The sequence below is a fragment of the Mycobacterium sp. ITM-2016-00317 genome (assembly GCF_002968295.1).
In the GTDB taxonomy this organism is placed as follows: Bacteria; Actinomycetota; Actinomycetes; order Mycobacteriales; family Mycobacteriaceae; genus Mycobacterium.
Window position 1 is genome coordinate 5,170,718 of the sequence record NZ_CP134399.1, and the last position, 26,946, is coordinate 5,197,663.

At 65.0% G+C, this 26,946-nt stretch carries 22 protein-coding genes and 1 pseudogene; 2 read left to right on the top strand and 21 right to left on the bottom strand.

All coding sequences use genetic code 11. The annotated features are described in order from the left end of the window. Positions 1–37: 37 nt before the first annotated feature. The 21 genes and pseudogenes from C6A87_RS24760 to C6A87_RS24860 all read right to left on the bottom strand — a co-directional run bounded on the left by C6A87_RS24760 (position 38) and on the right by C6A87_RS24860 (position 25,264). Positions 38–1,984 (bottom strand): O-antigen ligase family protein, encoded by a 1,947-nt coding sequence (locus C6A87_RS24760; protein ID WP_311114663.1) that lies wholly within the window; start codon positions 1,982–1,984, stop codon positions 38–40. 65 nt (positions 1,985–2,049) lie between these two features. Continuing rightward, complete coding sequence (locus tag C6A87_RS24765; protein ID WP_311114664.1) at positions 2,050–2,763, bottom strand: hypothetical protein; 714 nt, start codon at positions 2,761–2,763, stop codon at positions 2,050–2,052. Positions 2,764–2,814: 51 nt separating this feature from the next. Further along, positions 2,815–4,110, bottom strand: coding sequence for a glycosyltransferase family 4 protein (locus tag C6A87_RS24770; protein WP_311114665.1), 1,296 nt, complete (start codon positions 4,108–4,110; stop codon positions 2,815–2,817). Between the two features lie 29 nt (positions 4,111–4,139). Continuing rightward, the gene (locus C6A87_RS24775; RefSeq protein WP_311114666.1) at positions 4,140–5,666 is read right to left on the bottom strand and encodes an exopolysaccharide biosynthesis polyprenyl glycosylphosphotransferase; all 1,527 of its coding nucleotides are present in this window, start codon (positions 5,664–5,666) and stop codon (positions 4,140–4,142) included. A gap of 61 nt (positions 5,667–5,727) precedes the next feature. Further along, positions 5,728–6,714, bottom strand: coding sequence for an NAD-dependent epimerase/dehydratase family protein (locus C6A87_RS24780; protein ID WP_311114667.1), 987 nt, complete (start codon positions 6,712–6,714; stop codon positions 5,728–5,730). Between the two features lie 480 nt (positions 6,715–7,194). After that, positions 7,195–8,088, bottom strand: a complete 894-nt coding sequence (locus tag C6A87_RS24785; protein ID WP_311114668.1) for a hypothetical protein — start codon at positions 8,086–8,088, stop codon at positions 7,195–7,197. Positions 8,089–8,105: 17 nt separating this feature from the next. Next, positions 8,106–9,635, bottom strand: a complete 1,530-nt coding sequence (locus tag C6A87_RS24790) for a lysine 2,3-aminomutase (protein WP_311114669.1) — start codon at positions 9,633–9,635, stop codon at positions 8,106–8,108. Next, a complete protein-coding gene (locus tag C6A87_RS24795) occupies positions 9,632–11,020 on the bottom strand; it encodes an FAD-dependent oxidoreductase (RefSeq protein ID WP_311114670.1) in 1,389 nt (462 codons plus the stop codon). Before C6A87_RS24795 ends, C6A87_RS24790 begins: the two co-directional genes overlap by 4 nt. Beyond that, complete coding sequence (locus C6A87_RS24800) at positions 11,017–11,238, bottom strand: acyl carrier protein (RefSeq protein WP_311114671.1); 222 nt, start codon at positions 11,236–11,238, stop codon at positions 11,017–11,019. Before C6A87_RS24800 ends, C6A87_RS24795 begins: the two co-directional genes overlap by 4 nt. Then, positions 11,235–12,758, bottom strand: coding sequence for an AMP-binding protein (locus C6A87_RS24805; protein WP_311118070.1), 1,524 nt, complete (start codon positions 12,756–12,758; stop codon positions 11,235–11,237). Before C6A87_RS24805 ends, C6A87_RS24800 begins: the two co-directional genes overlap by 4 nt. Further along, positions 12,755–14,539 (bottom strand): glutamine--fructose-6-phosphate transaminase (isomerizing), encoded by a 1,785-nt coding sequence (gene glmS / locus C6A87_RS24810; protein WP_311114672.1) that lies wholly within the window; start codon positions 14,537–14,539, stop codon positions 12,755–12,757. Before glmS ends, C6A87_RS24805 begins: the two co-directional genes overlap by 4 nt. A 253-nt stretch (positions 14,540–14,792) precedes the next feature. Beyond that, complete coding sequence (locus tag C6A87_RS24815; protein WP_311114673.1) at positions 14,793–15,554, bottom strand: response regulator transcription factor; 762 nt, start codon at positions 15,552–15,554, stop codon at positions 14,793–14,795. Between the two features lie 221 nt (positions 15,555–15,775). Next, positions 15,776–16,501, bottom strand: a complete 726-nt coding sequence (locus tag C6A87_RS24820) for a response regulator transcription factor (RefSeq protein WP_311114674.1) — start codon at positions 16,499–16,501, stop codon at positions 15,776–15,778. A gap of 29 nt (positions 16,502–16,530) precedes the next feature. Further along, a complete protein-coding gene (locus C6A87_RS24825) occupies positions 16,531–17,739 on the bottom strand; it encodes a hypothetical protein (protein WP_311114675.1) in 1,209 nt (402 codons plus the stop codon). A 94-nt stretch (positions 17,740–17,833) separates the two neighbouring features. After that, complete coding sequence (locus C6A87_RS24830) at positions 17,834–18,658, bottom strand: response regulator transcription factor (RefSeq protein WP_311114676.1); 825 nt, start codon at positions 18,656–18,658, stop codon at positions 17,834–17,836. A 514-nt stretch (positions 18,659–19,172) separates the two neighbouring features. Continuing rightward, a pseudogene (locus C6A87_RS24835) lies at positions 19,173–20,337 on the bottom strand (lipid-transfer protein). Then, entirely contained in the window at positions 20,334–20,738 is a 405-nt protein-coding gene (locus C6A87_RS24840) for a MaoC family dehydratase (protein WP_311114677.1), read from the bottom strand. Before C6A87_RS24840 ends, C6A87_RS24835 begins: the two are co-directional and overlap by 4 nt. After that, positions 20,735–21,697: a bifunctional MaoC family dehydratase N-terminal/OB-fold nucleic acid binding domain-containing protein gene (locus C6A87_RS24845; RefSeq protein WP_311114678.1), complete on the bottom strand. Its 963-nt coding sequence runs from the start codon at positions 21,695–21,697 to the stop codon at positions 20,735–20,737. The genes C6A87_RS24840 and C6A87_RS24845 overlap by 4 nt, the downstream gene beginning before the upstream one ends. Before the next feature lie 60 nt (positions 21,698–21,757). Continuing rightward, the gene (fadE29, locus tag C6A87_RS24850; RefSeq protein ID WP_311114679.1) at positions 21,758–22,921 is read right to left on the bottom strand and encodes an acyl-CoA dehydrogenase FadE29; all 1,164 of its coding nucleotides are present in this window, start codon (positions 22,919–22,921) and stop codon (positions 21,758–21,760) included. 2 nt (positions 22,922–22,923) lie between these two features. Further along, positions 22,924–23,952 (bottom strand): acyl-CoA dehydrogenase family protein, encoded by a 1,029-nt coding sequence (locus C6A87_RS24855; protein WP_311114680.1) that lies wholly within the window; start codon positions 23,950–23,952, stop codon positions 22,924–22,926. Positions 23,953–23,977: 25 nt separating this feature from the next. Beyond that, a complete protein-coding gene (locus tag C6A87_RS24860) occupies positions 23,978–25,264 on the bottom strand; it encodes a cytochrome P450 (RefSeq protein ID WP_311114681.1) in 1,287 nt (428 codons plus the stop codon). Between the two features lie 121 nt (positions 25,265–25,385). On the opposite strand from C6A87_RS24860, the gene C6A87_RS24865 reads away from it, so the two are divergent. Then, entirely contained in the window at positions 25,386–26,549 is a 1,164-nt protein-coding gene (locus C6A87_RS24865; protein ID WP_311114682.1) for a steroid 3-ketoacyl-CoA thiolase, read from the top strand. Then, positions 26,549–26,935, top strand: a complete 387-nt coding sequence (locus tag C6A87_RS24870) for a hypothetical protein (protein WP_311114683.1) — start codon at positions 26,549–26,551, stop codon at positions 26,933–26,935. Before C6A87_RS24865 ends, C6A87_RS24870 begins: the two co-directional genes overlap by 1 nt. Positions 26,936–26,946: the final 11 nt, after the last annotated feature.

The following is a 26,946-nucleotide window of genomic DNA, read 5'->3' on the forward strand; positions in this document are numbered from 1 at the left end:
GGGCACGCGCCGTTCCTCCGCCGGAAAAATGTGGATCTCATGCTCGTACCTCCTCGGGGAGCGCGCCTGAAACCGCCGCTACGTCGGGCAGAATCCGCCGAGTGGGGGTGCGGCGCAACCAACGATGGATGCCGGCCGCCACGAGGGTGCCCACCACGACTGCGGTCACGGACGAGGTGATGGAGCGTACTGCCCCGACGTGCATCGCCGGAGTCCCCACGGGCGTGACCGTGTACCAGGAATCAGCACCCATGTCTTCCAGTCGCACCCTCGCCGCATCGAGAGCGTTACCGAGATCTGTACGCGCGGAATCGTTATCGGTGTCATTGACAGTGAGAGTGATGATTCCGCGGACGGAATCCGCTTTCGCTGTCACTCTGTCGACACCCGCCGACATCATCGCCGCATAGGTCGGCAGGAACGGATCTCGGGTCTTGATGTCGAGTGCGTAAGCCAGGTCCCAGCCGATCTGCCGAGTCGGCTTCAGCGTCACCTTCTGACTCGCGGTGTGCGTGCTATTCGTGCTCAGCAGCAGGATGACGGCGCCCACCGCGACGCCGAAGATCGTCGCCAATACCTCCGGAGGCAATTTCCGTCGCGCCTCCGCTCCTTGCTGGGCTGACAACGGCACGGCTTCTGATACGACCGCGATCGCCAGTGCGAGAACGATCGCGAGGGTACGGAAATAGGCGAGGTGAAGGAACGCGCTTGCGAAGGACCAGGCGATCAGACCTGCGAGCACCGCAGCGGCCAGCGAACGCGTGCTACCGGCGGCATCCGAGGGCATTCGGGTCAACCGCAAGGCGAGGTACACAATGCAACCGCCGACGAACACGATCCAACCGACCAAGCCGACAACGCCGCTCTCCGCGGCGAACTGTGCATAGAGATTGTGCGGTCCGTCGGCGGGGTTGCGAGTGGCGGTGTCGACGATCGCGGCGTATCGCGGCACCGACAACTCGAACAGACCGGTCCCGAAACCGAAAACAGGCCTGTCCTGAAACATCGCCCACGCAACCTCCTGGGCATTCACCCGGCCGACCACCGACGGATCGACAGCTTGCGCCGGGTTCCTCACATCGATTGCCAGTGCCACGATCCGATCGCCGATTCCCGGTACCAACACGATCAACGCCAGCAACGGCAGGCACATCAGCCCGCGACGTCGTGCGGTCGGACCGCTGGCCAACACCCACACGACAACTGCGAGCCCAGCGGCGATCAGCGTGCCTCGCGACTGCGTCAGATACACGCCCGCAAGCAATGCAAGCATCGCGGCGGACCAGGCCAGCGCGACGCGCCGTTGCCCGAAGCCGGACGACCTCACGATCAATGCGCCGGTCAACGGAACCGCCAGGATGAGTTGTCGGCCCCAGAAGTTCGAATCACCCAGCGGCCCCGCGAACCTCGGCGTCGTCGCCAGCTGACCGGACGCCTCCGTGACGTTCGCAAAGCCACCGAAGGACATGGCGCCACCGGACGCGAGGAAACTAACGACGCAGAGCACCGACAGCACCGCCAGCGGTATGACGACGGCGGCGGCTACTGTCCACGGCTTACCGGTGAGCTGGGTCAGCACCAGTATCACGACCAGGAAAAGGCAGGCAAGCACTGCGTCGGTGAATGCCGTGCGTGACACGCCGACGTTCTGACTGCCGAGCATCGCCAACAGTTGCGTAACCAGATAGCACGCCATCAGACCGGCACACACCAAGGTGCCGCGGTTGAGGCGTCCCCGCTTCACGGGGTCGCGCAGTGCGACGAGCACCGTGAGGAGCCCCGCGGCCAACACCGCGGTGTTGATCGGAACGGGAGTTCGTTCGGCGAGGATTTCGGCGATATTCGTGACCTCTAACACGATCATCGCCACGAGCATTGCCGCCGGACGGCAGATCGCATAGACCAATGCTGCAGCAGCGACGGGGATACCGACTGCCATCAGTGCCGGCGTCACTCCCAGCACCGTTGCGGCCAGGACCGTCAAGCCGACTGCCCCGCAGCACAGGAAGGCCACGGAGCGTGATCTGGTCGAACCGGAATCAAGCAGGATCATTGCAGCGATATCTCGACCATCGAAGGCGCATGGTGTGCCGAAACCGGGGCTCCGTTGGTCCCGGTCCGATGTGCTCCCACCGAACTATCCGGCTGCACTGTTGCGCCGGGCTTACGTGCCGAACGTTCTCTCAGCGAACGGAGGATGAGAATTGCCACACCGACACCGACGAGGAACCCCGCCATTCCGAGGGCGCCGACCATCTGCAGTCGACTCGGAGCCAGTGAGGTGGCGCTGCCGTTCGGCGGGACGACGGTCTCGAGCCTGAACGGGCAGGCGACCTTCGCAGCGGTTCCCACTGCGTCGGTCAGCACAGATTCCAGCACGCCCTCGGCGACCTGGGCAGATCCGGCCTCGACAGTGACCGTGATCAGCGTGGTATTGGGCATGGCGCCCGCTGACAGACTGAGTCCGGACACGGGCACCCCGGCCGCATCCGCGGCGGCATACAGCCAACGATTGTCCTCAAGGACCACCGCCGCCGACGCTGTTGCTTGACCTCGGTTGAGGACCTCCCAGAACCCCGCGGCCTGTTCCAGCGGAATGTTATCTTCCGGCAGCATGGCCAAGGTCGCCTGCGCGGTATACCGCTCCCCTCCACCGGTCAGGGCGTTGGCTGCAACGACACCCATGATCAGACCCAGCATCGCGCACAGCGCCACGATCAGCCAATTGCGAATGCGAAACGCTCTATTCATGGCAATTTCCATTCGCTGTCCGATGGGAGAAAGACACGCCTATTCGAGCCGTCCGTTCCGTCATCACGGTGTCGGCCTCAGTTCCACGGGCTGATGCCCGATCACTCGTGCCGCCGGCACGTCCCGCTGCCGGGAAATGGGCGCGAAGCCGAACGCGGCGTCGTAGCAGTCGAACACCGCTCTACGCGAATAGCGCATCGAGAAATGCTCCGCGGCTTCTGCGGAGAGACGCCTGTTGAAACGTGTGTCGGTCACCGAGAGAAGGAGCTCGGCCAATCCGGCGTCGCCGTCGCCGACCAACACACCCATTCCCGGCCCGGTCTCGACACCATCCGCGCCAACTCTTGTCGAGACCACAGGCACCCCGGCACCCAGCGCCTCGATAATCTTGAGCTTCACGCCCGACCCGAATCGCAGCGGATTGATCAGCGCCGCAGAACCATTGAACAACCCACTCAGATCTGGGACGAAGCCCTCGAGCGTCACGCTTCCCGAGGTCTGCGCGATCGACTCCCGGAGGGCGGGCAGCGGGTGCCGCCCGACTACTCGCAGCCGGGCGTCAGGTCGAGCAGCCAGCACCAACGGCCAGACCCGGCGGAGAAAGTCACGAAGTCCGTCATCGTTGTGCGGGAGCGAAAGCTGGCCCAGAAAAACGAAGTCCGGTGCCCCCCGGTACTCCCTCTTCGTCTGCGGGCGACGCGGCGCCAGCAGAGGAGGAATGGCATGAATCCGGCCCGGCGCTGTCCCACAGCGTTGCCGTAGCCTGCCTGCCTCCTGCTCGTTGATCAACAGGGTCGTATCGAAGCGGTCGGCTGTTCGGTCCTCACTTCGCCGGACCAGGCGCTGTTCCAACCGCAGCAGTGCCTGTTGGCCCACCGGGTGTTCGGCCAACGGCCGCAGCACCTGCGGCACGTGGGCTGCGAAGTTGCCCAGCGGCTGGACGTTGACGTCAGGGAACCGTTTCGCGGCCGAAAGCATCGAGCCGTACCTCTCCGAGAAGAGATCGTCCAGGTAGCAGATCTGCTTGGTCGCGACATCCTCCGGGGCATGCTGGGCCATCCGTACGGTGTCGTATATCTCCGTCGCGGGGGCGAGCAGATCGAGCGTGCGATGGATGTCCCTGCGCACCGCGCCGGTACCGAGCAGGGACTCCTGCAGGCTGGCGCGGCCCGTTCCGGTTCTTGCCAACGCACTGCCGACGGCAGCCAGGGGGTGGGGTTTCGCGACGGGATGCAGCCGGACTGGGAAATCCGGCCTGGTATCCCCGCCGACCATCACGTAGTGAACGTTCTCTCGACCCACTCGTTCGATGAGGTACTCAAGGATTCCGGCCAGCACGACCTTCTTTCCGGCGTCCATCGGATAGGGGTCGACAGCACTGACAAGAGCTACCCGGCTTGACATAGCGGCTCCGTCCCCGTCTGTGGACCGGCCGTCGCGGCGCGCGGGTGGATTATGCGTACGCGCCAGGGGATCCGCGTGGCAGTCCGGGCGTCTCGGCCTTCAGATCGCCCTTGCCGGAACCGGATGACCAATGTCCACATGGTGCGCAACGTGATCTTCACGTCGAACCAGAGGCTCCAGTGCGTGATGTAGAAGTTGTCGTACCGCACGCGCTCGGTGATCGACGTGTCACCGGACAGGCCGCTGACCGCAGCCCACCCCGTCAGGCCTACCGGCACCCGGTGGCGTGCCCGGTACCCCGGGATCGAAGCACTGAACTGTGCAACGAAGTGTGGTCGCTCCGGGCGGGGGCCGATGAGAGCCATGTCTCCCCGCACGATGTTCCACAGCTGCGGCAGCTCGTCGATCGAAGAGGCCCGAAGAAAGCGTCCGAAAGCGTCGATACGCGAGTCTCCGTCGATCGTCCACGTCGTCTGCGCTTCCCGGTCGTTGTCGGGTGTCATCGAACGGAACTTGATCAGTTCGAACTCCCGCCCGTGCTGACCAACCCTTGTCTGGCGGAACAACACGGGTTCCCCTGGATGCAGGGCTTTCTGGGCAACCGCGACCGCCGCCAGTACCGGCGCAAGCATCAACAGTGCCGCAGCGGCGACGCACCGGTCGCTGGCACCTTTGATGTACCGCAGCCGATTTCGGTGCATCGGGGAATGAATTCGCACGATGGGCACTGCGCCCACCCGGTCACAGTCACCGCCGGGACACGAGTCCCACATCCTCGGCACCACGAAGACATCGCAACCCAAGCGGTCGAACAACGCTAGAAGCGAGTCGATCTGGCCCTCGTCAAGGTGATGGAATGCGATCACGACAGTGTCGATTCGCTCAGCGCTCAGCAACAATTCGGTAGTGGATTGCGCGGCACGCAGCGGGACTCCCTGTGACGGCACATTGGTGAGGACCGCTTCGTCGTCGATCACCAGAACCGGTTCAAGTCCATACTCGGGCTCCTCGAGGATGCGCTGCGTCAACGCGATACCCACCTGGTCTGCGCCGACCACGACCACCCGACTACGCAGCGCTGTGAGCCGACGGAGACGTCGCGTCAGGGAGCACGCCAGCACACGCCCGGTGAAGACGGCGGCACAGGCTGCACCTACCGGAGCGACGAGGTCCCGCAACCCGGTGATCCCGTTGACCGTGGAGCAAAGAATGGCACCCATACTGGCGGCGACCACGACGGCCGGCGCGATGTCGAGGCCTGACAACGTCAGCCGCCGACGGTAGGTGCCGGCGAGCAGCAAGCACAGCACGACGATGGCGCTGGCCGGCACCGGATCCACAATGCCGACAAGCATGTAACCGGCGGCTATCGACAGGCTGTCGAAGACAATCGGGATAATTGTGAGCACCCCGGGTATCCGCCGGGCGAGCCGCGGGACGGAAATCGCGCGTCCCGGCGCGATCTGACGAAGTACGTCGCGCTCCAGGCCCGAATCAGAAATCACGGCCATCTTGGAACCCCCCCATCCAATTCACAACTTGCCGCCAGGACCGCGGTCGGCATCCCAGGTCCTAAGCGCCAATGGGCTCGGCCGAAGCCGGGCTGACGTTCGCGCGCAGCCAGGCGATGGTGCGTCCTATGCCTTCGCCGATGTCCACGGTCGCGTGCCATCCGAGATCGACCCCGGCCCTGGTCGCATCGAGCGCGATCGCCTCCAACTCACCCGTTCTCGACGGAGCGTGAAGCGGCGGCGGTGATCCGTCCAGATGCGCAGCAATCAGCCGATGAACCTCGTTCACCGTGGTCTGGCATCCGGTTCCGATGTTGTACATGCCGGTGACCTCAGCCGGCGCCTGCCCGGCTAGAACGAACGCTTCCGCGACGTCGTCGACATAGACGTAGTCGCGGGTGGCCGTGCCGTCGCCGTAGATGGTTACAGGCCGACCCGTGACCATCGCGCTGCCGAAGATCGCGACGACGCCGGCTTCACCGTGCGGGTTCTGACGCGGGCCGTAGACATTCGAGAGTCCGAGGCAGATCGGGGTCATGCCATACATCTGCGCGTAGGCACCCAAGTACAGTTCACCGGCCAGCTTCGCCACCCCGTATGGCGACAATGGCCCTACTTCAGTGGTTTCGGGCACCGGCAGTACGGCCGGTTCTCCGTAACGCGAGCCCCCGGACGCGGCATATACGATCCGGCGGACGCCTGCGAGCCGCGCGGCTTCGCACACGTTGATCGTGCCCAGTATGTTGCTTCGGGCGTCGAATTGCGGATCTGTCACCGATACCCGGACGTCGACCTGGGCAGCGAGATGAAAGATCACATCCGGATTGCTGCCCGTCACGATTCCGGCGAGCTCTGGCGCCTGCACGTCAGCTTGCACGAAGGTGAACTGCCGACGGCCGAGAATGTTGGAGCGGAACCCCGGCTCGAGGTTGGACATGAAGCCGGTACTGAGGTTGTCGATTCCGACGACCTGGTGGCCGTCTTCGAGTAGTCGGTCGACCACCGTGGATCCGATGAACCCCGCAGCCCCGGTAACCAGTGCTCGCATTACTTCCCCCCGTACTCATCGTCTGAGATCCTGGCTACGGCCTCGAATCGTGCTGTACAGCAGATTGATCCGCTCCACCGCGGACCTGAATCCGGTCGCGGAGTTAACCCGTAAGCCACTCATTCACTATCTGCTCTCGCGTGTCGGCAGTACATGGACCGCAAGAGCGATTTTTAGCTGAATCCAGGGGTAGTTCCTGGGTTCACGCACTGGATCCGATGGGGCGCGACCACCCTCGCGCAAGCGGCGCCATACCGCCTTTTGGCCCTGCGCACGTCACCATTTGGGGATCAGCCCGGCACCGTGCGCCGATTCGGCTCAGTCAGGGCGAGAAGGAACTAGTTCGAGCAACGAAATGATCCGGTTCCGGCCCTGCAGGAGAACTAGTTTCAGGCCGGCGACCGCACGGTGACGAAAGGGTGCGCCAATGAACGCCGACGCCGAACTGTGTAGCCAGGAGGACGTCTGGAGGTCAGCTTCTCAGGAAGGCACACAAACGAGCTCGCTGTAGAGGTAATCGATCTGACCGGCTTGCAGGCCGGTACTGCAATACATCTTGGGGCGGCGATTCACCGCAATCGACAGGAGTGGCTTGCACCCAGTGATCCGCAGCTCGGCCATCGTCGCGATCGCGCCGTGATGAATCAGCAGATGACGAGTGAGAACCTTCAGCGACCGCTGGAACAGCGAGGGATTACTGACGTGAAGCACGACAGCCAGTACCTGCGCTCCCTTGTAGCGATCCTTTCGGAACATGACATAGCAGGATTCCTTGCCGTTGCTCAGCACAAGGTGAGACGCCGCGAGGGCGCGGGCGTGGTCATGGTAGAGCGCGAGCTCTACCCCGGTCAGGGTTCGCTCGATGACATCCGGGTCGGCGCTGATCCGCGTTCCGCCCGGCAAGGTGGGCCAAGGCAGGTTCGGCACCAGTGCCGCGGAGGTGTCCAGAACACGAAACTTCAACCAGGACAATATTTCCCGCGGGCCCACATCCGGCGATAGAACGGTGAAGTGATAGCCCTCCTGCGCCAGCACTGCGTTGAGCAGCGACATGCTGCGGGCGCGGTACTCAGGCAGCACACACCACGAGGTCAAGTTGCAGAACCACTCCGTTCGACCTGCGATCTGCCGCTGCGAATAGAGCGCCAACAACGTGCCGACGACGCGTTCGCCGTCCCGAAGCATGAATCCGTGGTTGGGCGAGTCCACCGACCACGGCGCCTGCGTCAACGCGTCCGACCACGGGATGCGTCCGTTGTGCACCGTGCGCAGGAAGTCCGCTACCGCTGGTAGATCGACGTCGGTGATCGGCGCTGGTCGGATACCCCGGACGGCCTTCCGGTGGTCACCCACCCTGCTGTCGGCCACGTCCATCCCGGTCCGCCCTTTCCTCAGTTGCCCGCGGAGTTGGCGACCGGTGTCAGGTGCACCGCACCCGCGGCGGCACCGTAGGTTCCACATACGGTGCCGCCGCCCGGGGCAGGCATTGCCGGGCCATCCTCGGCCAGAGCCGCTGCGTCCCAGGGCCGGTCCCCGTTCTTGCGCCACCAGGCCTGCCCAAGCGCCGGCAGACTGTCGATCGGATCGAAGTACGGGTACACGCGGTTCAGGGCATCGGGATCTGCAACCTCCAGACCTGTACGGTAATTCTTGCTCCAGTAGGAGATTCCGAGATTCTGGTCGTAGCGCACCACCTGATGCACCCATCGCTTCCCCACGTAGGGAACATCACAGACCACACGCGGTGTCGCGAAGCCGGGGAGGTATCCCATGATCGACAACTGCAGCTGTTGGGCTTGCGACAGCGAAGTCCGCCAGTGTTCGGCGTTCGGGATCATGTCACACATGTAGAAGTAGTACGGCAGGATGTTCGCCTCTCCCTGCAGGGCGAAGCACAGGTCGAGCAGGTCCCTGGTGGTGGCATTGACGCCCCGCATCAACACGCCCTGGTTCCGGACGTCGCGCAGACCTGCATCGAGCAGCCCCCGGGTGGCGGCCGCCACGAGCGGGGTCACAGACTGCACGTGGTTGATGTGGGTGTGCAACGCCAGGTTCACCCCGCGTTCCGCGGCCCGCCGCGCCACGCGATGCACGCCATCGACGACTCTCGTCTGAAGCCAGTGCTGCGGCAGTGCGGCAAGGGCCTTGGTCGCCAACCGGATGTCGCGGATGGTGTCGATCTCCAGCAGTTGCAGCACAAAGGATTCCAGTCGAGGCCAAGGCACATTGCCGACATCACCGCCGGATACCACGACGTCGCGCACTGTCGGAGTGGCCCGCAGATACTCCAGCATCCGGTCCTGCCGGTCGGCCGGCTGCAGGGTGAGCCTCGCCTTTGTGACGGTAGGGGTGGAGTTCCCGATCAGGTCCATGCGCGTGCAGTGTCCGCAGTACTGCGGGCACGTGGAGAGCATCTCGGCGAGCACCTTGGTCGGGTACCGATGAGTCAAGCCCTCGACCACCCACATGTCGCTCTCATGCAGCGAATCACGTTCAGCATAGGGATGTGAGCACCATTCGGCCTGACGGTCGCTGAGCACCGGCAGCATGTAGCGCCGGATCGGGTCCGCATAGAATGCGTCGGTCAACCCCCCGCGCTCCGGCTCGCAGGCGGGCGCCATGGTGTTGATCATCTGTGGGGGCAGCAGCATGGACATCGTGGCCCGCTGCTGCTGGTCGGCTGCCAGGTCGACATAGAATCGCTCATCGATCAGATCGCCGAGAACCGCGCGCAGCTGCGTGATGTTCTTGACCGAATGCGCACGCTGCCATTGCGGATCCCGCCACTCACTCTCGGTCACACCGGACCAGCCTGGGTACCGTCGCCAATCCGGTTCGGTGAGCAACCGGCGCACGTAGGTATACGGTTGCTCGGTGACGGAGGCGAAGCCACTGTCCTCGGATTCGATCAGTGTTGTCATCGTGCGAGCGCCTTTCCTCGTTCGGCCAGGGAATCGCCGATGCCTGCCAACTCGGTCGCGACACGTTGACCTGACCTGATCGCGCCTTCCATCAGCCCGAAGAACTCCAGGCTCGTCTCGGTGCCGGCCCAGTGGACGCGGCCGTGCGGAGCGATCAGTTGCGGGCCCAGCCTCAACCAGTCGCCGGGGCCGAACAGTGCGGCATAGCAGCCTCTGCTGTACTTCTCTGACAGCCAGTCGGTCACCGTGCATTGTGTCGGTGCCGGCAGACCCGGAAACAGTCTGCGTGCGTGGGCCACCGCGGCAGCCAGCTGCTCTGGCTCCGACAACTTCGTGAACGCCGTCGCCGCCTCGCCGGTGACGAAACCCGTGAGAACGCCGGCGGATCCGTCGTCCGGCGAATCGTCGACGGTCGACAGAAGAGGCCCATCGGTGCTCACCGACCATCCCGACAGCCCGCCATCCCGCCACAGCGGTCCTGGATAACCGAGCTGCACCTTGATCGCACAACCGCGACCGGTCACCTCGGTCGCGCGCGGGGCGGGCAACCCGGGCCGGAACTCAATGCGCTGCGCCAGTAACGGCGGGATCGCGACGACCACCCGGTCAGACCGGTACTGCGCCCCCGGACCGTTGCTCTCGGAGACGCACCGCACGAGAACACCGTCGGCGTCCTGCTCGATGGTGTGGACTGGTTGTTGCAGCCGCACGCGGTCGCCCAGCTGTGTCGAGAGCGCCTCGCACAGCAGATGTGCACCGCCGTCGATCCGCCACTGCTGGGCGCCGCCCTCGAACGCATTGAGGTAGCGGATTCCACCACCGGATCGCAGATAGAAAGCCATGTGCAACACCGAGATCTGCGCCGGATCAGCGGCCATCATCTCACCGATGAACAGTGGGAAGAAGGTCTTGGCGTCCGGCCGTCTGACCTCCTCGGCGAGCCAGCGTGCCGCCGACAGCTGGTCGAGTCGCTCGGCACCGGGGGTCAACCAGGGCGCATCGGGGCGGACCTGGGTGACGAGATCGTCGAGCCTATCGAAGAGATCGCCCAGGGCTATCGCATTCAGCGGCGGTACCCGGCTCGGCGTGGTGGTGCATTGGTCGCCGATCAAGAACGTGCTCCGTCCCGCCATCGCCGTCGAGGCCAGGTTCAGGCCGTACCGATCGATCAGGCTCAGTAGTTCGGTGTGCTGCACGCCCAGGTACGCCGCGCCTCCGTCACCGATCACCCCGCTGGCCACCGGCACTCCGTGCATCCGGCCACCGACTCTGTCACGTGCTTCGAGAACGACGACATCGGCGCCCGCGGCGGTCAGTTCGACTGCGGCGGTCAATCCGGCCAGACCGGCGCCGATCACGATGACACGCATGCCGTCAGGGCTCATGACGCCACAGCAACGGTCAGATCGAAGAGACCGACCGGAGTCGGGTAGTCGACGATGTCGTCGTAGGTCAGCTCGATCCCGAAGTCCCTCGCCATCGCACTGAGCACTCTCGTGGCCAACAGTGAGTCACCGCCGAGTTCGAAGAAGTCCGAGTGCTCGTCCACCTCGGAGGTGTTGAGGACCCGCCGGAAGATTCCCACGATGTGTTCGGCGCTCATGAGCGTGCTCCTTTGTTGCTGTCCACTACTGCACGCCGCGTTGCAGCGCGATCGACTTTTCCGCTGGGCGTGTAGACCAGCTCGTGTACGAATCTGAAACGGCTGGGCACGAATTGCGACGGGAGACGGTTACCGAGGTATCTCCTGAGGTCTGCGGCTGTGACGCCCCGGGCCGCCACATACGCGGTGAGCGCCGTACCGCCGAGCAGTCGCTCGCCGACCACCACCGCACCTGAGACCGCGGGATGGGAGTTCAACTGCATCTCGACCTCGGCAGGGTGCACACGCACGCCCCGAACCTTGACCTGCTCATCGGCTCGGCCCCGGGAGCGGAGAAGGCCCTTGCTGTCCCGCACGACCAGATCTCCGGTAGAGAACCATCTCTGCGGTCCTGAACCGTGATCCGCGTCCGGGAAGGCGGCGGCCGTCAGGTCGGGGGAGCCGAGGTATCCGCTGGCCAGGGCGGGACCGGAAATCAATAGTTCACCGTTGTCTGCGACGTGCTCAAGGACGTGCGGTAGCGACCGCCCGATCGGCGCCTCGGCATCGGAAGCGAGCTCCGATTCTGTACCGGGTCCGAAGAGTTGCACCGCGTGTGTGATCATCGTTGTTTCGGTGCAGCCGTACGTGTTCAAAAGCACGATGTCCGTGGTCTCGAGCTCCCGCCACTGATGCAGGCGGGTGGGGTCTACGCGCTCGCCGCCGATGATCACCAGTCGAACGGAGTCCGGCAACATCACCTTTTCCTCGTCGAGGAACAGGACGAGTTCGTGCCAGAACGCAGTCGGCAGGTCGACAACCGTGACCGCCTCATCGGCGAGCATGCGCAGGAAGGCCGGGAATGAGCCACTGTGCGCCCGGTCGTCGAACACGACTGCGGCGCCGGAAGTGAGCGCAGGAAGGATCTCCTCCAGGCACGTGTCCCAGCCGAGCGAGGAGAACTGCAACACGCGGTCGGCCGGAGTCAGCGCGAACAGCTTCCTCAATGCCCGAACCGCGGTGCCGAGGGCTTCCCGCGATACCGCGACCGCTTTCGGGGTGCCGGTGGAGCCGGAGGTGCACAGCACATATGCGGCATCGCTGCCCCGCCCACGCGGCATCGATGACACCCCGTCGCGCAACCCGCAGAGCGCCGAATCCGCTGCGGTGACCAGCGTGGGCACACCGAGCAGCTCCGTGACGGCCTGCCGGCGTCCAGGCGGAAGAGCCTCGTCCACAGGACAGTACGTGGCACCTGCCTGCAGAATCCCCAACAGATGTGTGACCGTGGCGGGATGGTGCGAGACACGGACCCCGACAAGTCCCGATGTGCTTTTCGCGTCGCCGAGATCCCCTGCGACACAACGGGCTGCGATGCTGAGTACCCGTTCGGCGCAGTCGCGGTACGTGGCGGCACATCCGTTGTGTATCACCGCAGGACGATCTGGCCAGCGCCGCGACGCGGCAAGGAAGTCGGTGACGACATCGGCTGCTTCGAAGGGGAGTTCGTGGTCGGTGACCGCGTCCGTCGAAGCGGTCATTCGACTGTCACCGACTTGGCCAGATTCCGTGGTTTGTCGACGTCCCGGCCCAGCGAAAGCGCCAGCGTGCGGGCGAGTACCTGCAGCGGTACGGTCGCCGCGACGGGTCCCCACGGCGCGCCGTGATCGTCGATCACCGGCACCGAGCTTCCGGCTGCACCGATGGTGATGACGCGCCCCCCACGGGCCGCAACCTCCGCGACGTTGCAGGGCAGCTTCGGGTCACCGTTGTCCACCACGATCACCGGCGTCCCGGGACCGACCAGGGCCAGCGGTCCATGCTTGAGTTCGCCCGCCGGGCAATGCTCGGCCCACCTATAGGTGAGTTCCTTCAGCTTCAGAGCGCCCTCTGCCGCATACGGAACCCCGGACCCACGGGCGATGAAGATGAATCCCCCGGCTGATACCAGCTCGTCGGCGACCGGAGGTATCACCTTCCGGGCGACCGCGCCGGCGGCGACCAGCTGGTCTGGTATCCGGCAAAGGTCATCGGCGAGGACGTTCGCCGCCCTCACCGAGAGCCGATTCATCGCGACCAACGCCGAGATCATCAGTGCTGCACCGGAAATTACCTGGCAGATGAAGGTCTTGGTCGCAGCCACCCCGATCTCGGGCCCCGCTGAACAGTCGACCACCGCGTCTGACAGCCGAGCCAGCGTCGAGTGTGTGTTGTTGGTGAGCGCGACGAGCCGAGCGTCGCGCACGGCCGGGGTGTCCAGCGCACGGAGGACGTCGGCGGTTTCGCCGGATTGACTGATCGCCAGACTCAATTGATCCGGCTCCCCAACCTCGACTCCCGCCTCGCTGGCCACGATTGTCGTCACCGGAAGACCGCCGAGTGAACGAACCAGATTGGCTATCACGTTCCCGGCGTTGAGCGATGTGCCGCATCCGACCACCCGGAGTCGTTCGAACGGTGGAATGCCGAGTTGGCGCCACATGCCGCCGTCGGCGATATTCGGTCTCAACCTCTCGATCAGACGAGATGCAACCTCCGGTTGCTCGTCGATCTCCTTGGCCATGAAGTCGGCGTGGTCGTGCAACTCCACGTCGCTAGTGCGCCAGCGGCATTGGTGCGCCGGGGGTGCAGTGATAGGAACGCCGGAGCGGAGCCACGTGTCGGAATGGAGTTCCACGATGTCGCCGTCTTCGAGTATCCGGTACTCGTCGGCCCAGTCGGCGACCGCTGCAATGTCGCTGGTCGCGAAGTCGCCATGCGCGGTGCGCGCCACCAACAGCGGAGACCCGTGCGCAGCGACGGCGATTCGGCCCGACGCCTTCTCCAGTACCGCTAGAGCCCACGACCCTTGGGCCCTCGCGAGCGCCTTCTGCACGGCCCGAACGAGATCGTCTTCGACGAGTCGTTCATCCTCGATGAGGTGACAGAGGACCTCACTGTCCACCGAGGTCTCGAATACGTGCCCCCCGCACGTCAGTTCAGCACGCAACAGCTCTGCGTTCTCGATTATGCCGTTGTGTACGACGCTGACTTCGCCGGTGCAATCCGCATGTGGATGAGCGTTGTCTGGGGTTACCGAACCATGGGTCGCCCAGCGCGTGTGGCCGATCCCCACTCCGTTGAACCGAGCTCCGGTCCACTGGTTCAGCATGCGGTCGAGATCATCGATCCTGCCCACGGTTCGCATGCGCACCACGTCATCGTCGGCGGTCTGTAGTGCAACGCCTACCGAGTCGTATCCGCGATACTCCAGTCGGCGCAGGCCCACCTTCAGGTAGTCCACTGCCGGCTGATGCGTCCGACACGCAATGATTCCGCACATCACCGAACTCCTTCGACAAGGTCAGTTGACGACAGCCGGTGAGCACCGGGATTCCGTTTCCCGACACGCGCGACTCGGTACTCGCGCGTGCAGAACCGCGTTCCCCACGTCGACGGGCGTGCGATCGTCAGCACCCCTTGGACGACTTCTTGAGCTTCCCCCGCAAACACGTTCTCACTATCCATTCCGCAAAGTCGTTGGTAAATGGGCCAAGAGAGCGATTTACGCTGTGCACCCGGGACCAGACCGGGGACTAGTCCCGCCGTGGCCAGTCTGTCGCGCTCATGTTGCGGGCCAACGCAGCCGCCTGTTCGCGCGTACTCACACCGAGCTTCGTCAAGATGCTGTGCACGTGGTTCTTCACCGTGTGAACCGCGATACACAGCTTGTCGGCGATCTCCCGGTTTGCCATCCCCGCCTCAAGCATCCGCAGGATCTCGATCTCCCGCGTAGTCAGGACAACCTCCCTGGCCGCCGGCTGGCGTTGAGCCGCGAGCTCCGATAGTCGCCTGAGCAAAACGCCCGACACCCGGGACGAGCACGCGGATTCGCCCGCAGCAACCGTCTGAATCAGATTGACAAGATCTTCGAGGGAGTCGGTGCGAAGGTGATATCCGGCGACACCTGCTTCGGCGCACTCGACGATGGCGGCATCGTCGTCCTCGGAGACGCCGATGACGACCAGGCTGGCGTCGGGACGGTATCGGAGCACCTGCCTCAGCAACATCACGCTTTCGTGCGTTGCGATGTTGAGCAGGATCACGCGGGGTCTCAACACTTCCATCTCGGTGATGACAGATGCCAGATCCGCAGCCACCCCCGTAGCCGCAGCACCAATGCGGCCGGCGAGAACCCCCACCAGACACTCACGGTAGAGCGTGCAGTCGTCAACGATCAGAACGTCCGTCTTGCGCAGAAGTTCCGGCCCGTTACCCCGCCCACGATCGCCATTGCGGTAGCCGTCGGCGATTTCGGACAGTTCGTCGCCCACGGCCAGGTCGATCACCGAGTGCATCACGCGCTCCGGTGACAGGGGTTCGAAATCATCCGTCTCGTCGACTCGGCATTCCGACATTTCGCTCCCCCGGTATGGACTCGCCACCGCAGCGGATGTAGAGATGAGAACCGCTCGGTGACAGAGTGTTTAGTTCACTGCCGGTGGGGAATACGACTTGCGGCCATTTCACCCGAGGCACCATAACTATCGGTGCCAGCGCCGCCGACGTACATGGGCCTTCAGGACCAATTTCGACTAGATCCCGATCTGGTCCCGTCATGTGGTCCTCGATCCAGATCGAAGTTGTGTGACAGCGCCGCAGCCTCGGCTCGGGTACTGACACCGAGCTTTGTCAACAGGCTGTGTACGTGACTTTTCACCGTATGGATCGCAATGGACAGTTGCGTGGCAATTTCCTGATTCGAGCAGCCCAGTCTGAGCAGCTTGAGGATCTGGATCTCCCGCGATGTGAGGCCCGCATCCCTGACAACCGGCCGGCGCGGACGGACAGCCATCACCTGAATGCGGAACAGGATGGCTGAAACCTCAGGGGGACAGGTGACTTCGCCATTCATGGCCTCGTGAATGAGTGTGAAAAGACCAGCCAGGCTATCGGCTCTCATATGGTAAGCCGCCACCTTCGCCTCCGCGCACGCCATGAGGGCGCCCTCGTCGTCCAGGGATGCACCGATCGCGATCACCGGCACCCGTGGGGTCACGCCTTTGATCGCGCGCAGGATGGCCTGAAGCCCGACAGTGGCCAGGTTCAGCAGAATCACAAGCGGCGGTAGTGCGCTCAACGCACTTATCAATGACGGCAGGTCACCGGCAGTGCGGACACCTCGCATTCCCTTTCCGGTCAGGGCCGATGCCAACGCCTCGCGGTACAGAGTGCAGTCATCGATGATCAGGACGTTCCCGTCGGGGACCTTCCACTGCTCAGCGTGGGTTAATTGCCCCGTCATACCCACCACGTTCGGTACGGCATGGCGGCTCAACCACTCGGCGAATCGCCGGATGATGAATTGTCGTTCCCCGGGGACCCCGATTCTCCGCCGCCGTTGCCGCCACCACCGGGCGATGGGCCATTGCCGCCGCTGTTGTCGCCGGACGTATCGCCACCATTCTCGGAGTGCGAGCCGTCGCCGCTGCCTCCTGGTGTACCGGGCGACGGGCTACCGCCGCCCTCAGATGGTCCGCCAGAAGGATTCTCAGCTTCACCCCCGCCGGTCTCGAGATCGGGCGGTTCTTGCTCGAAGTCTGGCCAGTGACCCGGATCCGGTGTGCCCGGCGGTTCAGCAGGAATGCTCGGCTCGGTCGGTTCCGGCGAGGGGAAGGTGGGTTCGGGTAGGTAAGTCGGCGGCGCTTCAGTCGGCGTCTGCGTAGGAATCTCCGAGTGGGTAGGCGGAGTGTAGGTCTCGTTGGGCGGTGGCGGCGGCGGCGGTGGCGGCGGCGGCGGTGGCGGTGGCGGCGGCGGCGGTGGCGGTGGCGGTGGCGGTGGTGGCGGTGGCGCCTCGAACGTGTACGGGCCCAGGGGTCCCGACGGACCGGGCGCCAGCGAGTGGAACCCTGATGCGGGCGCATGCGCCGGCGGTGCGGCGGGCGGCAACGTCACGGCCATTGCATCCAGCGACGCCACCCATCGTGGAACTGTCGCGGGATCCACGAAGGCAGGCATCATCCGATTCAGTACGCCCGAGATTTCGTTGAGCATCTCAGAAGGTAATTGGTGCAACAAGAAGTTCAGGTACTGCAGCCAATCCGACAGCGAGCTGGGCGCCGCCGCGGCTCCACCCCCACCGCCCCCTCCCCCGCCGCCACCGAACATGGCCGAGTGGAAGGCAACCACATCGGCAGGCGCTGACGCCATGCCGGCCCCTGCCAGGACCTCGCGCAGTCCGGACATATTCGACGGAGTCATCAACGCGTCCATCGGCAGGATGTTCGGATACTGCGCAAGGATCCTGGCCACCTCCAACAAGTCCGCGATGCCGATCTCATGCGGGTTGGCGGTGCGTTCGACTGCGACCGAATCCACGCGGACAGGGTGACCGAGCGCGCGGTTGATGGCGGGTATGTCGAGGAGGCCGAACATCGGCACCTCGTCGGGCGTTGGATACAGTGAGGCGCTAAACGCCAGGCCGCCTGCCACGACAGCGGCCATCACCGCTCGGGAACCGCGGGTTTGTTGTTTGACCATCATTCCCACCGGGTGTTTCGGTGTGGCACAGGCGAACGAATCTCGTCGGTCCGACATGTGATCCCCTCCTGATCGACCGCGGGGGAGACGAAGGGCGTCAGCCACCCGGCACGTGCGCACCCGGCCCGCGCCATCTCATCCCTGACTCTTCCACTATCAACTGTCCGCAGGCTCGACGTATATGGACCGATAGAGCGATCTTCGGTTCTGAACCTTGCCTAGTTCCTACCTGGACTGGCGCCGGTCTCGCGGCACGGAAGTACGCTGCAGCCTCTGCTCGCGAGCGGACACCGAGCTTGCCCAACACGCTGTGGACGTGGTTTTTCACGGTGTGCAGGGCGATGCACAGCGCGTTCGCGATCTCCCGGTTGCTCAGGCCCTGCTCAAGCATCCGCAGAATCTCCTGTTCGCGTACCGTCAGATCCAGATTCGTCGGACCGGCCCGGTGCGACGCCACGGTCGACAGTCGTCGCATCAGAATTGCTGAGATCCCCGGCGGGCAGGCCGACTGCCCGCCGGCGACGCGGGCGATCACGGAGAGTAGATCGTCGAGGGAGTCGGACCTGAGGTGATACCCGGACACACCCGCCTCTGCGCACACGATGATCCCTGCTTCGTCATCCTCCGCGACACATACGGCCACCACTTTGGACAGTGGACGAGATCCTCGTACGGCACGGAGCAGCGCCTGGCTGTCGCGCGTGGTCACGCTGAGCAGAATCACCTGGGGTCCGGTCTCCGTCATGGCCGCGAGGGCCGAGGGAATGTCCCACGCGACCGCAACGCGATCAGCGCCGCGTTCGCGTAAGAGAGTCGCCAGGTTCTCGCGTTGGAGTGTGGAGTCGTCGACCACCAGAAGCTGCGTCCCCGCCAGGGGTACGCGGCCTCCTTCGAGAATGGCCGGCCGGGCGAAGTCCAACACGGCTGCAGCTTCCGCTCCTGCGGCGGCATGGTCTGCCGGACACACGCTTTCGGCGATCGCCTCTGTCAGTCTGTAGCGTGCGGTAGCCGCGCTGTGTTGAGTCTCGCCGTAGCTGCCAACGGTGTTAGCCCACTGACTCATCGTCCGACCCCGCTCTGTAAGGACACGCGCACTACGGGGAGGCGGACGGCTCACTCAACGGGAAGCCCCATCCTGACAATCGCCGCTGACGGTAGAGATAATTATGCTCGTTTGCTAGAAACGCCGTCAAGCGCGAAGAGCGGCACGATACCGCGATCCTCGCGGAGTCAATTAGCTGAGGTCTACTGGCTCCCGCAAACACATACAGTTATCCGAGGTCGGCGCGTCAGAAGCGAATCTTCTGGTCAAACAGGACGATGACGGCTTCCCAAGGTTTGTTCGGCTACCGGGGGCTGCGAACTCGCTCCAGAACTGGCCCAAGAGCTATGGCAAGGTCCGGTTCGATGGTTTTCAAGTTTGCTGGGCAATCGCGTCAGCCCAGGATGAGTCCTGACGTCGGCACGCCGGTGCCCGCCGTGACCAGCACATGCTCGACATCGGGCACCTGGTTCACCGATGTGCCGCGCAATTGGCGAACTCCCTCGGCGATGCCGTTCATCCCGTGGATGTAGGCCTCGCCGAGCTGGCCCCCGTGCGTGTTGATCGGGAGCTTGCCACCGATCTCGATCGCGCCGTCGGCGATGAAGTCCTTGGCTTCGCCCTTGCCGCAGAATCCGAGCTCCTCGAGCTGGATCAGGGTGTACGGCGTGAAGTGGTCGTAGAGCACCGCGGTCTGGATGTCCGCGGGCGACAAACCACTCTGCTCCCACAGTTGGCGGCCGACCAGTCCCATCTCGGGAAGGCCGAGTTCCTCGCGGTAGTACGAGTACATGGTGAACTGGTCCGCGCCTGCTCCCTGCGCGGCGGCCTCGATGACCGCGGGCCGGTGCTTGAGGTCCCTGGCCCGCTCCGGCGTCGTCACGACGATCGCGACTCCGCCGTCGGTCTCCTGACAGCAGTCCAGCAGCCGCAGCGGTTCGGCGATCCACCGGGAGTTCTGGTGGTCCTCGATGGTGATCGGCTTCTCGTAGAAGTACGCGTTCGGGTTCTTCGCGGCGTGCTTGCGGTCGGCCACCGCGATCGCCCCGAAGTCGGCACTGGTGGCGCCGTACTCGTGCATATAGCGCTGGGCGATCATCGCCACCGACGCGGCCGGCGTGCTCAGCCCGTGCGGGTACGACCAGCTGTACTCGACACCGCGCGAGTCGGCGTTCACCGTCAGGCCGGTCATCACCTGACCGAACCGGTGCTCGGAGCGCTCGTTGAACGCCCGATAGGCGACGACCACTTCGGCCACGCCGGTCGCGACGGCCAGGGCCGCCTGCTGCACGGTCGCGGCTGCGGCCCCGCCGCCGTAGCCGATCTGGCTGAAGAACTTCAGGTCACCGATCCCGGTGGAACGGGCCACTGCCGTCTCCAGGTTCGAGTCCATGGTGAACGTCACCAGACCGTCGACATCCGCCGGCGTCAGGCCGGCGTTCGTCCAGCGCGTCGAGAACCGCTTCGGCCGCGAGCCGCAGCTCGCTGCGTCCGGAGTTCTTGGAGAAGTCGGTCGCCCCGATACCGACGATCGCGGCCTTGCCGGAAAGGCCGGTCATGAGTCTGCCTCCAGAGAAAGTGTCGCCGTGGCGATGACGTGATTGCCCAGGCTGTTGGCGCCGACCACCTTCACGGTGGCGACACCGTCGTCGACGGCGGTGACCTCACCGGTGAACGTGATGGTGTCGTAGGCATACCACGGCACGCCCAGGCGCAGGCCGATCGACTTGATCCGCGCCGACGGCCCGGCCCAGTCGGTGAGGTAGCGCTGCACCAGACCGGTGTCGGTCAGGATGTTGACGAAGATGTCCTTGGACCCCTTGGCCTGCGCCTTGTCCCGGTCGTGGTGCACGTCCTGGTAATCGCGGGTCGCGATGGCCGTGGAGACGATGAACGTCGGGTCGCCGTAGATCTTCAGCTCGGGCAGCGTGGCACCGACCTCCAGGGTGGGCGCGGTCACCGGACCGGCTCCCACGCGTACAGCGTCCAGGCGGGGCTGACCTCGCTGTCCGGGAAGTCGATATATGTTGCGCGCACGGGCATTCCGATCTGCACTTCGGCGGGGTCGATTCCACGCAGCTCGCCGAGCATCCGTACACCCTCCTCCAGCTCGACGAGGGCGATCACGAACGGCAGGCTGCGGCCGGGCACCTTCGGCGCGTGGTGCACGACGAAGCTGTACACCGTGCCGTTGCCCGCTGCCACAACGTAGTCGACCGGAGCGTCTTTGCCCTGCCACACCGCGGGCACAGGCGGGTGCTGCAGCGTACCGTCGGGGCGGCGCTGGATGCGCAGCTCGTGGGCGGCGACACCCTCCCAGAAGAACCGGGTGTCCTTTGACGAGGCCGGTCGCATGAGCTTGTCCGCGTCGAGGTCGTCCGGCACCGCCGGCTTGTCCTCGGCAGCAGCCTCCCGCGGCCTGAACTTCATGATGCGCCAGTTCATCTCGGCTACCGGTTCCCCGCCGGCGACTGTCCAGGTGATGAGCTGATTGATGAAGTAACCCTCACCGAGAGCGGTCTGCTTGGGGCCCACCACGTCGGTGATGTCGGCGTGGATGGTCAGTTCCTCACCCGGTTGGAGGTAGCGGTGGTAGGTCTGCTCGCAGTTGGTCGCGACCACGCCGACAAAGCCTGCGTCGTCGAACAGCTGCATCATCTTCGACAACGGATCGTCGTCGGAGCGACCCTGACCGAGCCCACCCATCGTCCACACCTGGATCATCGCCGGCGGCGCCACGATACCGGGATGCCCTGCGGCCCTGGCGGCTTCCTCGTCGACGTAGATCGGATTCTTGTCACCGATGGCGTCGACCCAGTGGTGAATCATCGGCTGGTTCACCGGATCCCGACCCGTGCGCGGTTCGCTCTTCCCCGTCGCCTTGATCTCTTCGATACCGGCCTGCAACTCTGCGCTCATCGCGATAGTCTCCTCTTCGCGCAAGCGCTCATCGCAGCTGTCTCCTCTTCGCGCAAGCGCTCATCGCGGCACCCTCGGGACCTTCAGCCCCGACGCCGCGATCATCTCCCGCATCACCTCGTTGACACCTCCACCGAACGTGATGACCAGGTTGCGCTTGGTCATCTTGTCCAGCCAGTCCAACAACTCGGCGGTAGCCTGGTCCGCCGGGTTGCCGTACCTGCCGACGATCTCCTCGGCCAGCCGGCCGACTTCCTGGATGCGTTCGGTCGAGAACACCTTGGTGGCAGCCGCATCCGCGACCGCGATGGTCTCGCCCGACGCCGCGACCTGCCAGTTGAGCAACTCGTTGACCCGCCAGATCGCCTTGATCTGACCGAGCAACCGCTTGACGTCGTCGTGCTCGACCGGGGTCACGCCGTCCGAGCCGGGCTTGGACGCCCACGCGTGCACCTGGTCGTAGATCCCGGCGATCCGGCCGGCGGGACCGAGACCCACCCGCTCGTGGTTGAGCTGGGTGGTGATCAGCTTCCAGCCACCGTTCTCCTCGCCGACGAGCATGTCGGCGGGTACGCGCACGTCGTTGTAGTACGACGCGTTGGTGTGGTGTGCCCCGTCCGACAGAATGATCGGGGTCCACGAGTAGCCCGGATCCTTGGTGTCGACGATCAGAATCGAGATGCCCTTGTGCTTGGCGGCCTCAGGGTCGGTGCGGCAGGCCAGCCAGATGTAATCGGCGTCATGGGCGCCGGTGGTCCACATCTTCTGGCCGTTGACCACGTATTCATCGCCATGCCTGACCGCGGTGGTCCGCAGCGACGCCAGATCGGTTCCCGCTTCAGGTTCGGAGTAACCGATGGCGAAATGCACGTCACCCGAGAGGATTCCGGGAAGAAACTTCTTCTTCTGTTCCTCGGTGCCGTGCACCTGGAGCGTCGGGCCCACGGTCTGCAGTGTCACCATCGGCAGCGGCACGTCGGCCCGGTTGGCCTCGTTGACGAAGATCTGCTGTTCCACGGGACCGAAACCCAGGCCGCCGTACTCCTTGGGCCAGCCCACCCCGAGCTTGCCGTCCGAACCCATCCGCTTGATCACCGCGCGGTAGGCCTCGTTGTGCCGGTCGGACTCCATCGCGGCGGCCTCATCGGCAGTGATGAGCGTCGAAAAGTATTCCCGCAGTTCGGCTTGCAGCTTCCGCTGTTCCGGCGTCAGTTCGATGTACATCGTTACTTCCCGTCGCTTCGCTCGCCCAAGCCGGCCCCCACCAGATCCAGACGGTGTGAAGGACCGCCCAGCAGCCGGGTCAGGTCTTTGATCGACGAGTAGTAGCGGTCCATCGGGTAGGTGATGTCCATCCCCATACCGCCGTGCAGGTGATGACAGAGCCGCATCGCCGGCGGCGCCTGCGAGGTCAACCAGTAGCCCAGGACCGTGAGGTCCTCCTCGACGTCGAGACCCTCGCTCAGCCGCCACATCACCGAGGTGGACAGCAGAGACATCGTCCGCGAGGCGATGTAGACCTCCGAGAGTTGCGCGGCGACCGTCTGGAACGTCGACAGCGGCCGGCCGAACTGTTCGCGGGTGGCGACGTAGTCGGCGGTCAGCCGCAGCGCCCCGGCGACCAAACCGGCGGCGAACGCGCCGACCGCGGCCAGCGCCAGCTGGTTGACCCGCTGCGCGGTCGCCCTGTCGAGCACGTCGTCCTCGGCGACGGCGACGTCGGCGAAGGTCAGCACATACTCATCCGAGCCGTTGGCTGTCGGCGTCTTGGTCACCGTCAGACCAGCGGCGTCGCCGGGCACCATCACGACACCGCCGTCGGCGGTCACCAGGATCCAATCAGCCTGTGCGGCATAGCCGACCACGGTCTTGATGCCGTTGAGCTTGCCCGCCGCCAGCGTGACGGCGGGCCTGTCCGGCAATTGCGCGCCGGGCTCGTTGAGCGCCACCGTGAGGACCGCATCCTTCGCCACGCCGGCCAGGTAACGGTCCTGCTGCGCGTCCGAGGCGAGATCGAGCAGGACCGCGGTCGTCCCGAGCGTGGCGAGCGCCGGACTGATCGTGCCGCGCCTGCCGATCTCGGTCAGCGCGGTCGCGATCTCGGCGAGGCCGACGCCGTCGCCACCGAGGCGCTCCGGAACGCCCAACGCCGGCACGCCGCCGGAAACCAGGGCCTCCCAGGTGTTGTCGCGCTCGAGCACCGAGGTGACCACATCGGCGACAGCCTGCTGCCCCTCGTCTGGACTGAAATCCACCCGACTCCTCCTTGAGTCTTCGTGCCTACTGAGAGACCGGACATCCACTGGGTGCATTGGCCAGCTCGCCGGCGCCGGTGTAGTCAACCTGCCAGTGCTTGATCCCGTTGAGCCAGCCGGACTTCAGCCGTTCCGGCTCACCGATCGGCTTGAGGTCGGGCATGTGGTCGGCGACGGCGTTGAAGATGAGGTTGATGGTCATCTTGGCCAGGTTCGCGCCGATGCAGTAGTGCGCACCGGTCCCACCGAATCCGACGTGCGGGTTGGGGTTACGCAGGATGTCGAACTTGTCGGCGTGCTCGAAGACCTCTTCGTCGAAGTTCGCCGAGCGGTACGACATGACGACGCGATCGCCCTTCTTGATCTGGACGCCACCGAGTTCGGTGTCTTCGAGGGCCGTGCGCTGGAAGGCCGACACCGGGGTGGCCCACCGGACGATCTCGTCGGCGGCGGTCTCGGGGCGTTCCTTCTTGTACAGCTCCCACTGGTCGGGGTTCTGCGCGAACGCGATCATGCCGTGGGTGATCGAGTTGCGGGTGGTCTCGTTGCCGGCCACCGCGAGCATCACCACGAAGAAGCCGAACTCGTCGTCGGAGAGCTTCTCACCGTCGATATCGGCCTCGATCAGCTTGGTGACGATGTCTTCGGTCGGGTTGGCGGCCCGCTCCTCTGCCATCTTCATCGCGTAGGTGATCAGCTCGAACGAGGACATCGCCGGATCGACGTCGGCGTACTCCGGATCCTCGCCTGCGGTCATCTCGTTGGACCAGCGGAAGAGCTTGTCGCGATCGTCCTGCGGGACGCCGAGCAATTCGGCGATGGCCTGCAGCGGCAGCTCGCAGGACACCTGCTCGACGAAGTCGCCGGAACCCTCGGAAGCGGCGGTCTCGGCGATCTTCTGTGCGCGCTGGCGCAGTTCTTCTTCGAGCCGTCCGACGGCGCGCGGGGTGAATCCACGCGAGATGATCTTGCGGAGACGGGTGTGCTGCGGGGCGTCCATGTTCAGCAGGACCGCCTTCTGCAGGTCGATCGCGTCACGGGTCATGTCCTGCGGCCAGACCGGGATCGCCCCGTCGGGGGAGCTGCCGAAGATGTCGTTGCGCTTGGACACCTCCTTGACGTCGGCGTGCTTGGTGACGAGCCAGTAGCCCTTGTCACCGAAGCCGCCCGTTCCGCCGGGCACATCGACCCAGTGGATAGGCTCGGACTTGCGCAGTTCGGCGAGTTCCTCGACCGGCAGACGCTCGAGGTTCAAGGTCGCGTCGAGGAAGTCGAAGTCGGGGCTGATCGGACATGAGTTCGGGCCGGGCATAGGAAAGCACTCCTCAATTGCAACGTGTTCTAGTGCCAGTAAAACATGCCTCCACCGCAGATGAAAGGCACGGCGGCATCACTGCTTGTCAGACTAATGAAACGTGTTCTAGCCTGACGCAATGGGTAACCCTGTCATCGTCGAAGCCACCCGCAGCCCCATCGGAAAGCGCAACGGCTGGTTGTCCGGCCTGCACGCCACCGAACTGTTGGGAGCGGTGCAGAAGGCGCTCGTCGAGAAGGCCGGCATCGACGCCGGGGACGTCGAGCAGCTCATCGGCGGCTGTGTCACGCAGTACGGCGAGCAGTCCAACAACATCACCCGGGTGGGCTGGCTGACCGCCGGGTTGCCCGAGCATGTCGGCGCCACCACGATCGACTGCCAGTGCGGCAGCGCCCAGCAGGCCAATCACCTCGTCGCCGGGCTGATCGCCACCGGCGCCATCGACATCGGCATCGCCTGCGGCATCGAGGCGATGAGCCGCGTCGGGCTGGGCGCCAACGCCGGGCCGGACCGGAGCATCATCCGCGCCTCGTCATGGGACATCGACATGCCGAACCAGTTCGAGGCCGCGGAACGGATCGCCAAGCGGCGCGGGATCACCCGCGACGACGTGGACGCGCTCGGGCTGGCCTCGCAGGCGAAGGCCAAGCAGGCCTGGGCCGAGGGACGCTTCGACCGGGAGATTTCGCCGATCTCGGCACCGGTGCTCGACGAGAACAAGCGCCCCACCGACGAGTGGGCGCCGGTCACCCGTGATCAGGGCCTGCGGGACACCACCGCCGAGGGCCTGGCCTCACTGAAGCCGGTGATCGAGGGTGGCGTGCACACCGCGGGCACCTCCTCGCAGATCTCCGACGGCGCGGCCGCGGTGCTGTGGATGGACGAAGACAAGGCGAAGGCACTCGGCCTGAAGCCGCGGGCCAGGATCGTGGCGCAGGCCAACGTCGGCGCGGAGACGTTCTACCACCTCGACGGCCCGGTTCAGTCGACGGCCAAGGTGCTGGAGAAGGCCGGGATGAAGCTCGGCGACATCGACCTGGTCGAGATCAACGAGGCCTTCGCGTCGGTGGTGCTGTCCTGGGCTCAGGTGCACGGGGCCGACATGGACAAGGTCAACGTCAACGGCGGCGCGATCGCGCTCGGACATCCGGTGGGCTCCACCGGCGCCCGCTTGATCACCACCGCGCTGCACGAGCTGGAACGTACCGGCAAGGGCACCGCACTGATCACCATGTGCGCAGGCGGCGCCCTGTCCACCGGCACCATCATCGAACGCATCTAGTGCCCGTCCCCGATAAGGACCGCATCGACGCCGCGCAGGCCTACATCACCGCGCTGGCCAGCCACCGGGCCGACGACGTCCCGTTCGCGCCTGGATGCACGCGCGTGGAGGTCGGGCTGAAGACCGGCTTCTCCGGAAACCACCTGCGCCGCAGCCTCAACCGGGGATTGCAGTACAAGGTGATCAAGGCGGTGAGTGCGCCGGAGTTCAGCGTCGACGGTGACACCGTCCGCGCCCGGTTCGAGCTGTCGACCAAACCCGCGCTGGCCGGGCGCAGCGTCGGGGCGCGGATCGACGAGACATTCCTGATCCCCGCCGAGGATCCGTCCGGGCGAGCGCAGATCCACCGCATCAACGCCTCGATCCGCCCCTTCCTGAGCCGATAGGATCCCCCGCC

Bases quoted from the DNA above. Each gene is read 5' to 3' on its own strand.
- C6A87_RS24795 (WP_311114670.1), bottom strand. From the start codon at position 11,020: ATGAGCCCTGACGGCATGCGTGTCATCGTGATCGGCGCCGGTCTGGCC.
- C6A87_RS24765 (WP_311114664.1), bottom strand. From the start codon at position 2,763: ATGGAAATTGCCATGAATAGAGCGTTTCGCATTCGCAATTGGCTGATC.
- C6A87_RS24845 (WP_311114678.1), bottom strand. From the start codon at position 21,697: ATGAGCGCAGAGTTGCAGGCCGGTATCGAAGAGATCAAGGCGACGGGG.
- glmS (WP_311114672.1), bottom strand. From the start codon at position 14,539: ATGTGCGGAATCATTGCGTGTCGGACGCATCAGCCGGCAGTGGACTAC.
- C6A87_RS24780 (WP_311114667.1), bottom strand. From the start codon at position 6,714: ATGCGAGCACTGGTTACCGGGGCTGCGGGGTTCATCGGATCCACGGTG.
- C6A87_RS24865 (WP_311114682.1), top strand. From the start codon at position 25,386: ATGGGTAACCCTGTCATCGTCGAAGCCACCCGCAGCCCCATCGGAAAG.
- C6A87_RS24815 (WP_311114673.1), bottom strand. From the start codon at position 15,554: ATGCACTCGGTGATCGACCTGGCCGTGGGCGACGAACTGTCCGAAATC.
- C6A87_RS24820 (WP_311114674.1), bottom strand. From the start codon at position 16,501: ATGACGGGGCAATTAACCCACGCTGAGCAGTGGAAGGTCCCCGACGGG.
- C6A87_RS24775 (WP_311114666.1), bottom strand. From the start codon at position 5,666: ATGGCCGTGATTTCTGATTCGGGCCTGGAGCGCGACGTACTTCGTCAG.
- C6A87_RS24790 (WP_311114669.1), bottom strand. From the start codon at position 9,635: ATGACAACACTGATCGAATCCGAGGACAGTGGCTTCGCCTCCGTCACC.
- C6A87_RS24825 (WP_311114675.1), bottom strand. From the start codon at position 17,739: ATGATGGTCAAACAACAAACCCGCGGTTCCCGAGCGGTGATGGCCGCT.
- fadE29 (WP_311114679.1), bottom strand. From the start codon at position 22,921: ATGTACATCGAACTGACGCCGGAACAGCGGAAGCTGCAAGCCGAACTG.
- C6A87_RS24785 (WP_311114668.1), bottom strand. From the start codon at position 8,088: ATGGACGTGGCCGACAGCAGGGTGGGTGACCACCGGAAGGCCGTCCGG.
- C6A87_RS24860 (WP_311114681.1), bottom strand. From the start codon at position 25,264: ATGCCCGGCCCGAACTCATGTCCGATCAGCCCCGACTTCGACTTCCTC.
- C6A87_RS24805 (WP_311118070.1), bottom strand. From the start codon at position 12,758: ATGACCGCTTCGACGGACGCGGTCACCGACCACGAACTCCCCTTCGAA.
- C6A87_RS24800 (WP_311114671.1), bottom strand. From the start codon at position 11,238: ATGAGCGCCGAACACATCGTGGGAATCTTCCGGCGGGTCCTCAACACC.
- C6A87_RS24770 (WP_311114665.1), bottom strand. From the start codon at position 4,110: ATGGACGCCGGAAAGAAGGTCGTGCTGGCCGGAATCCTTGAGTACCTC.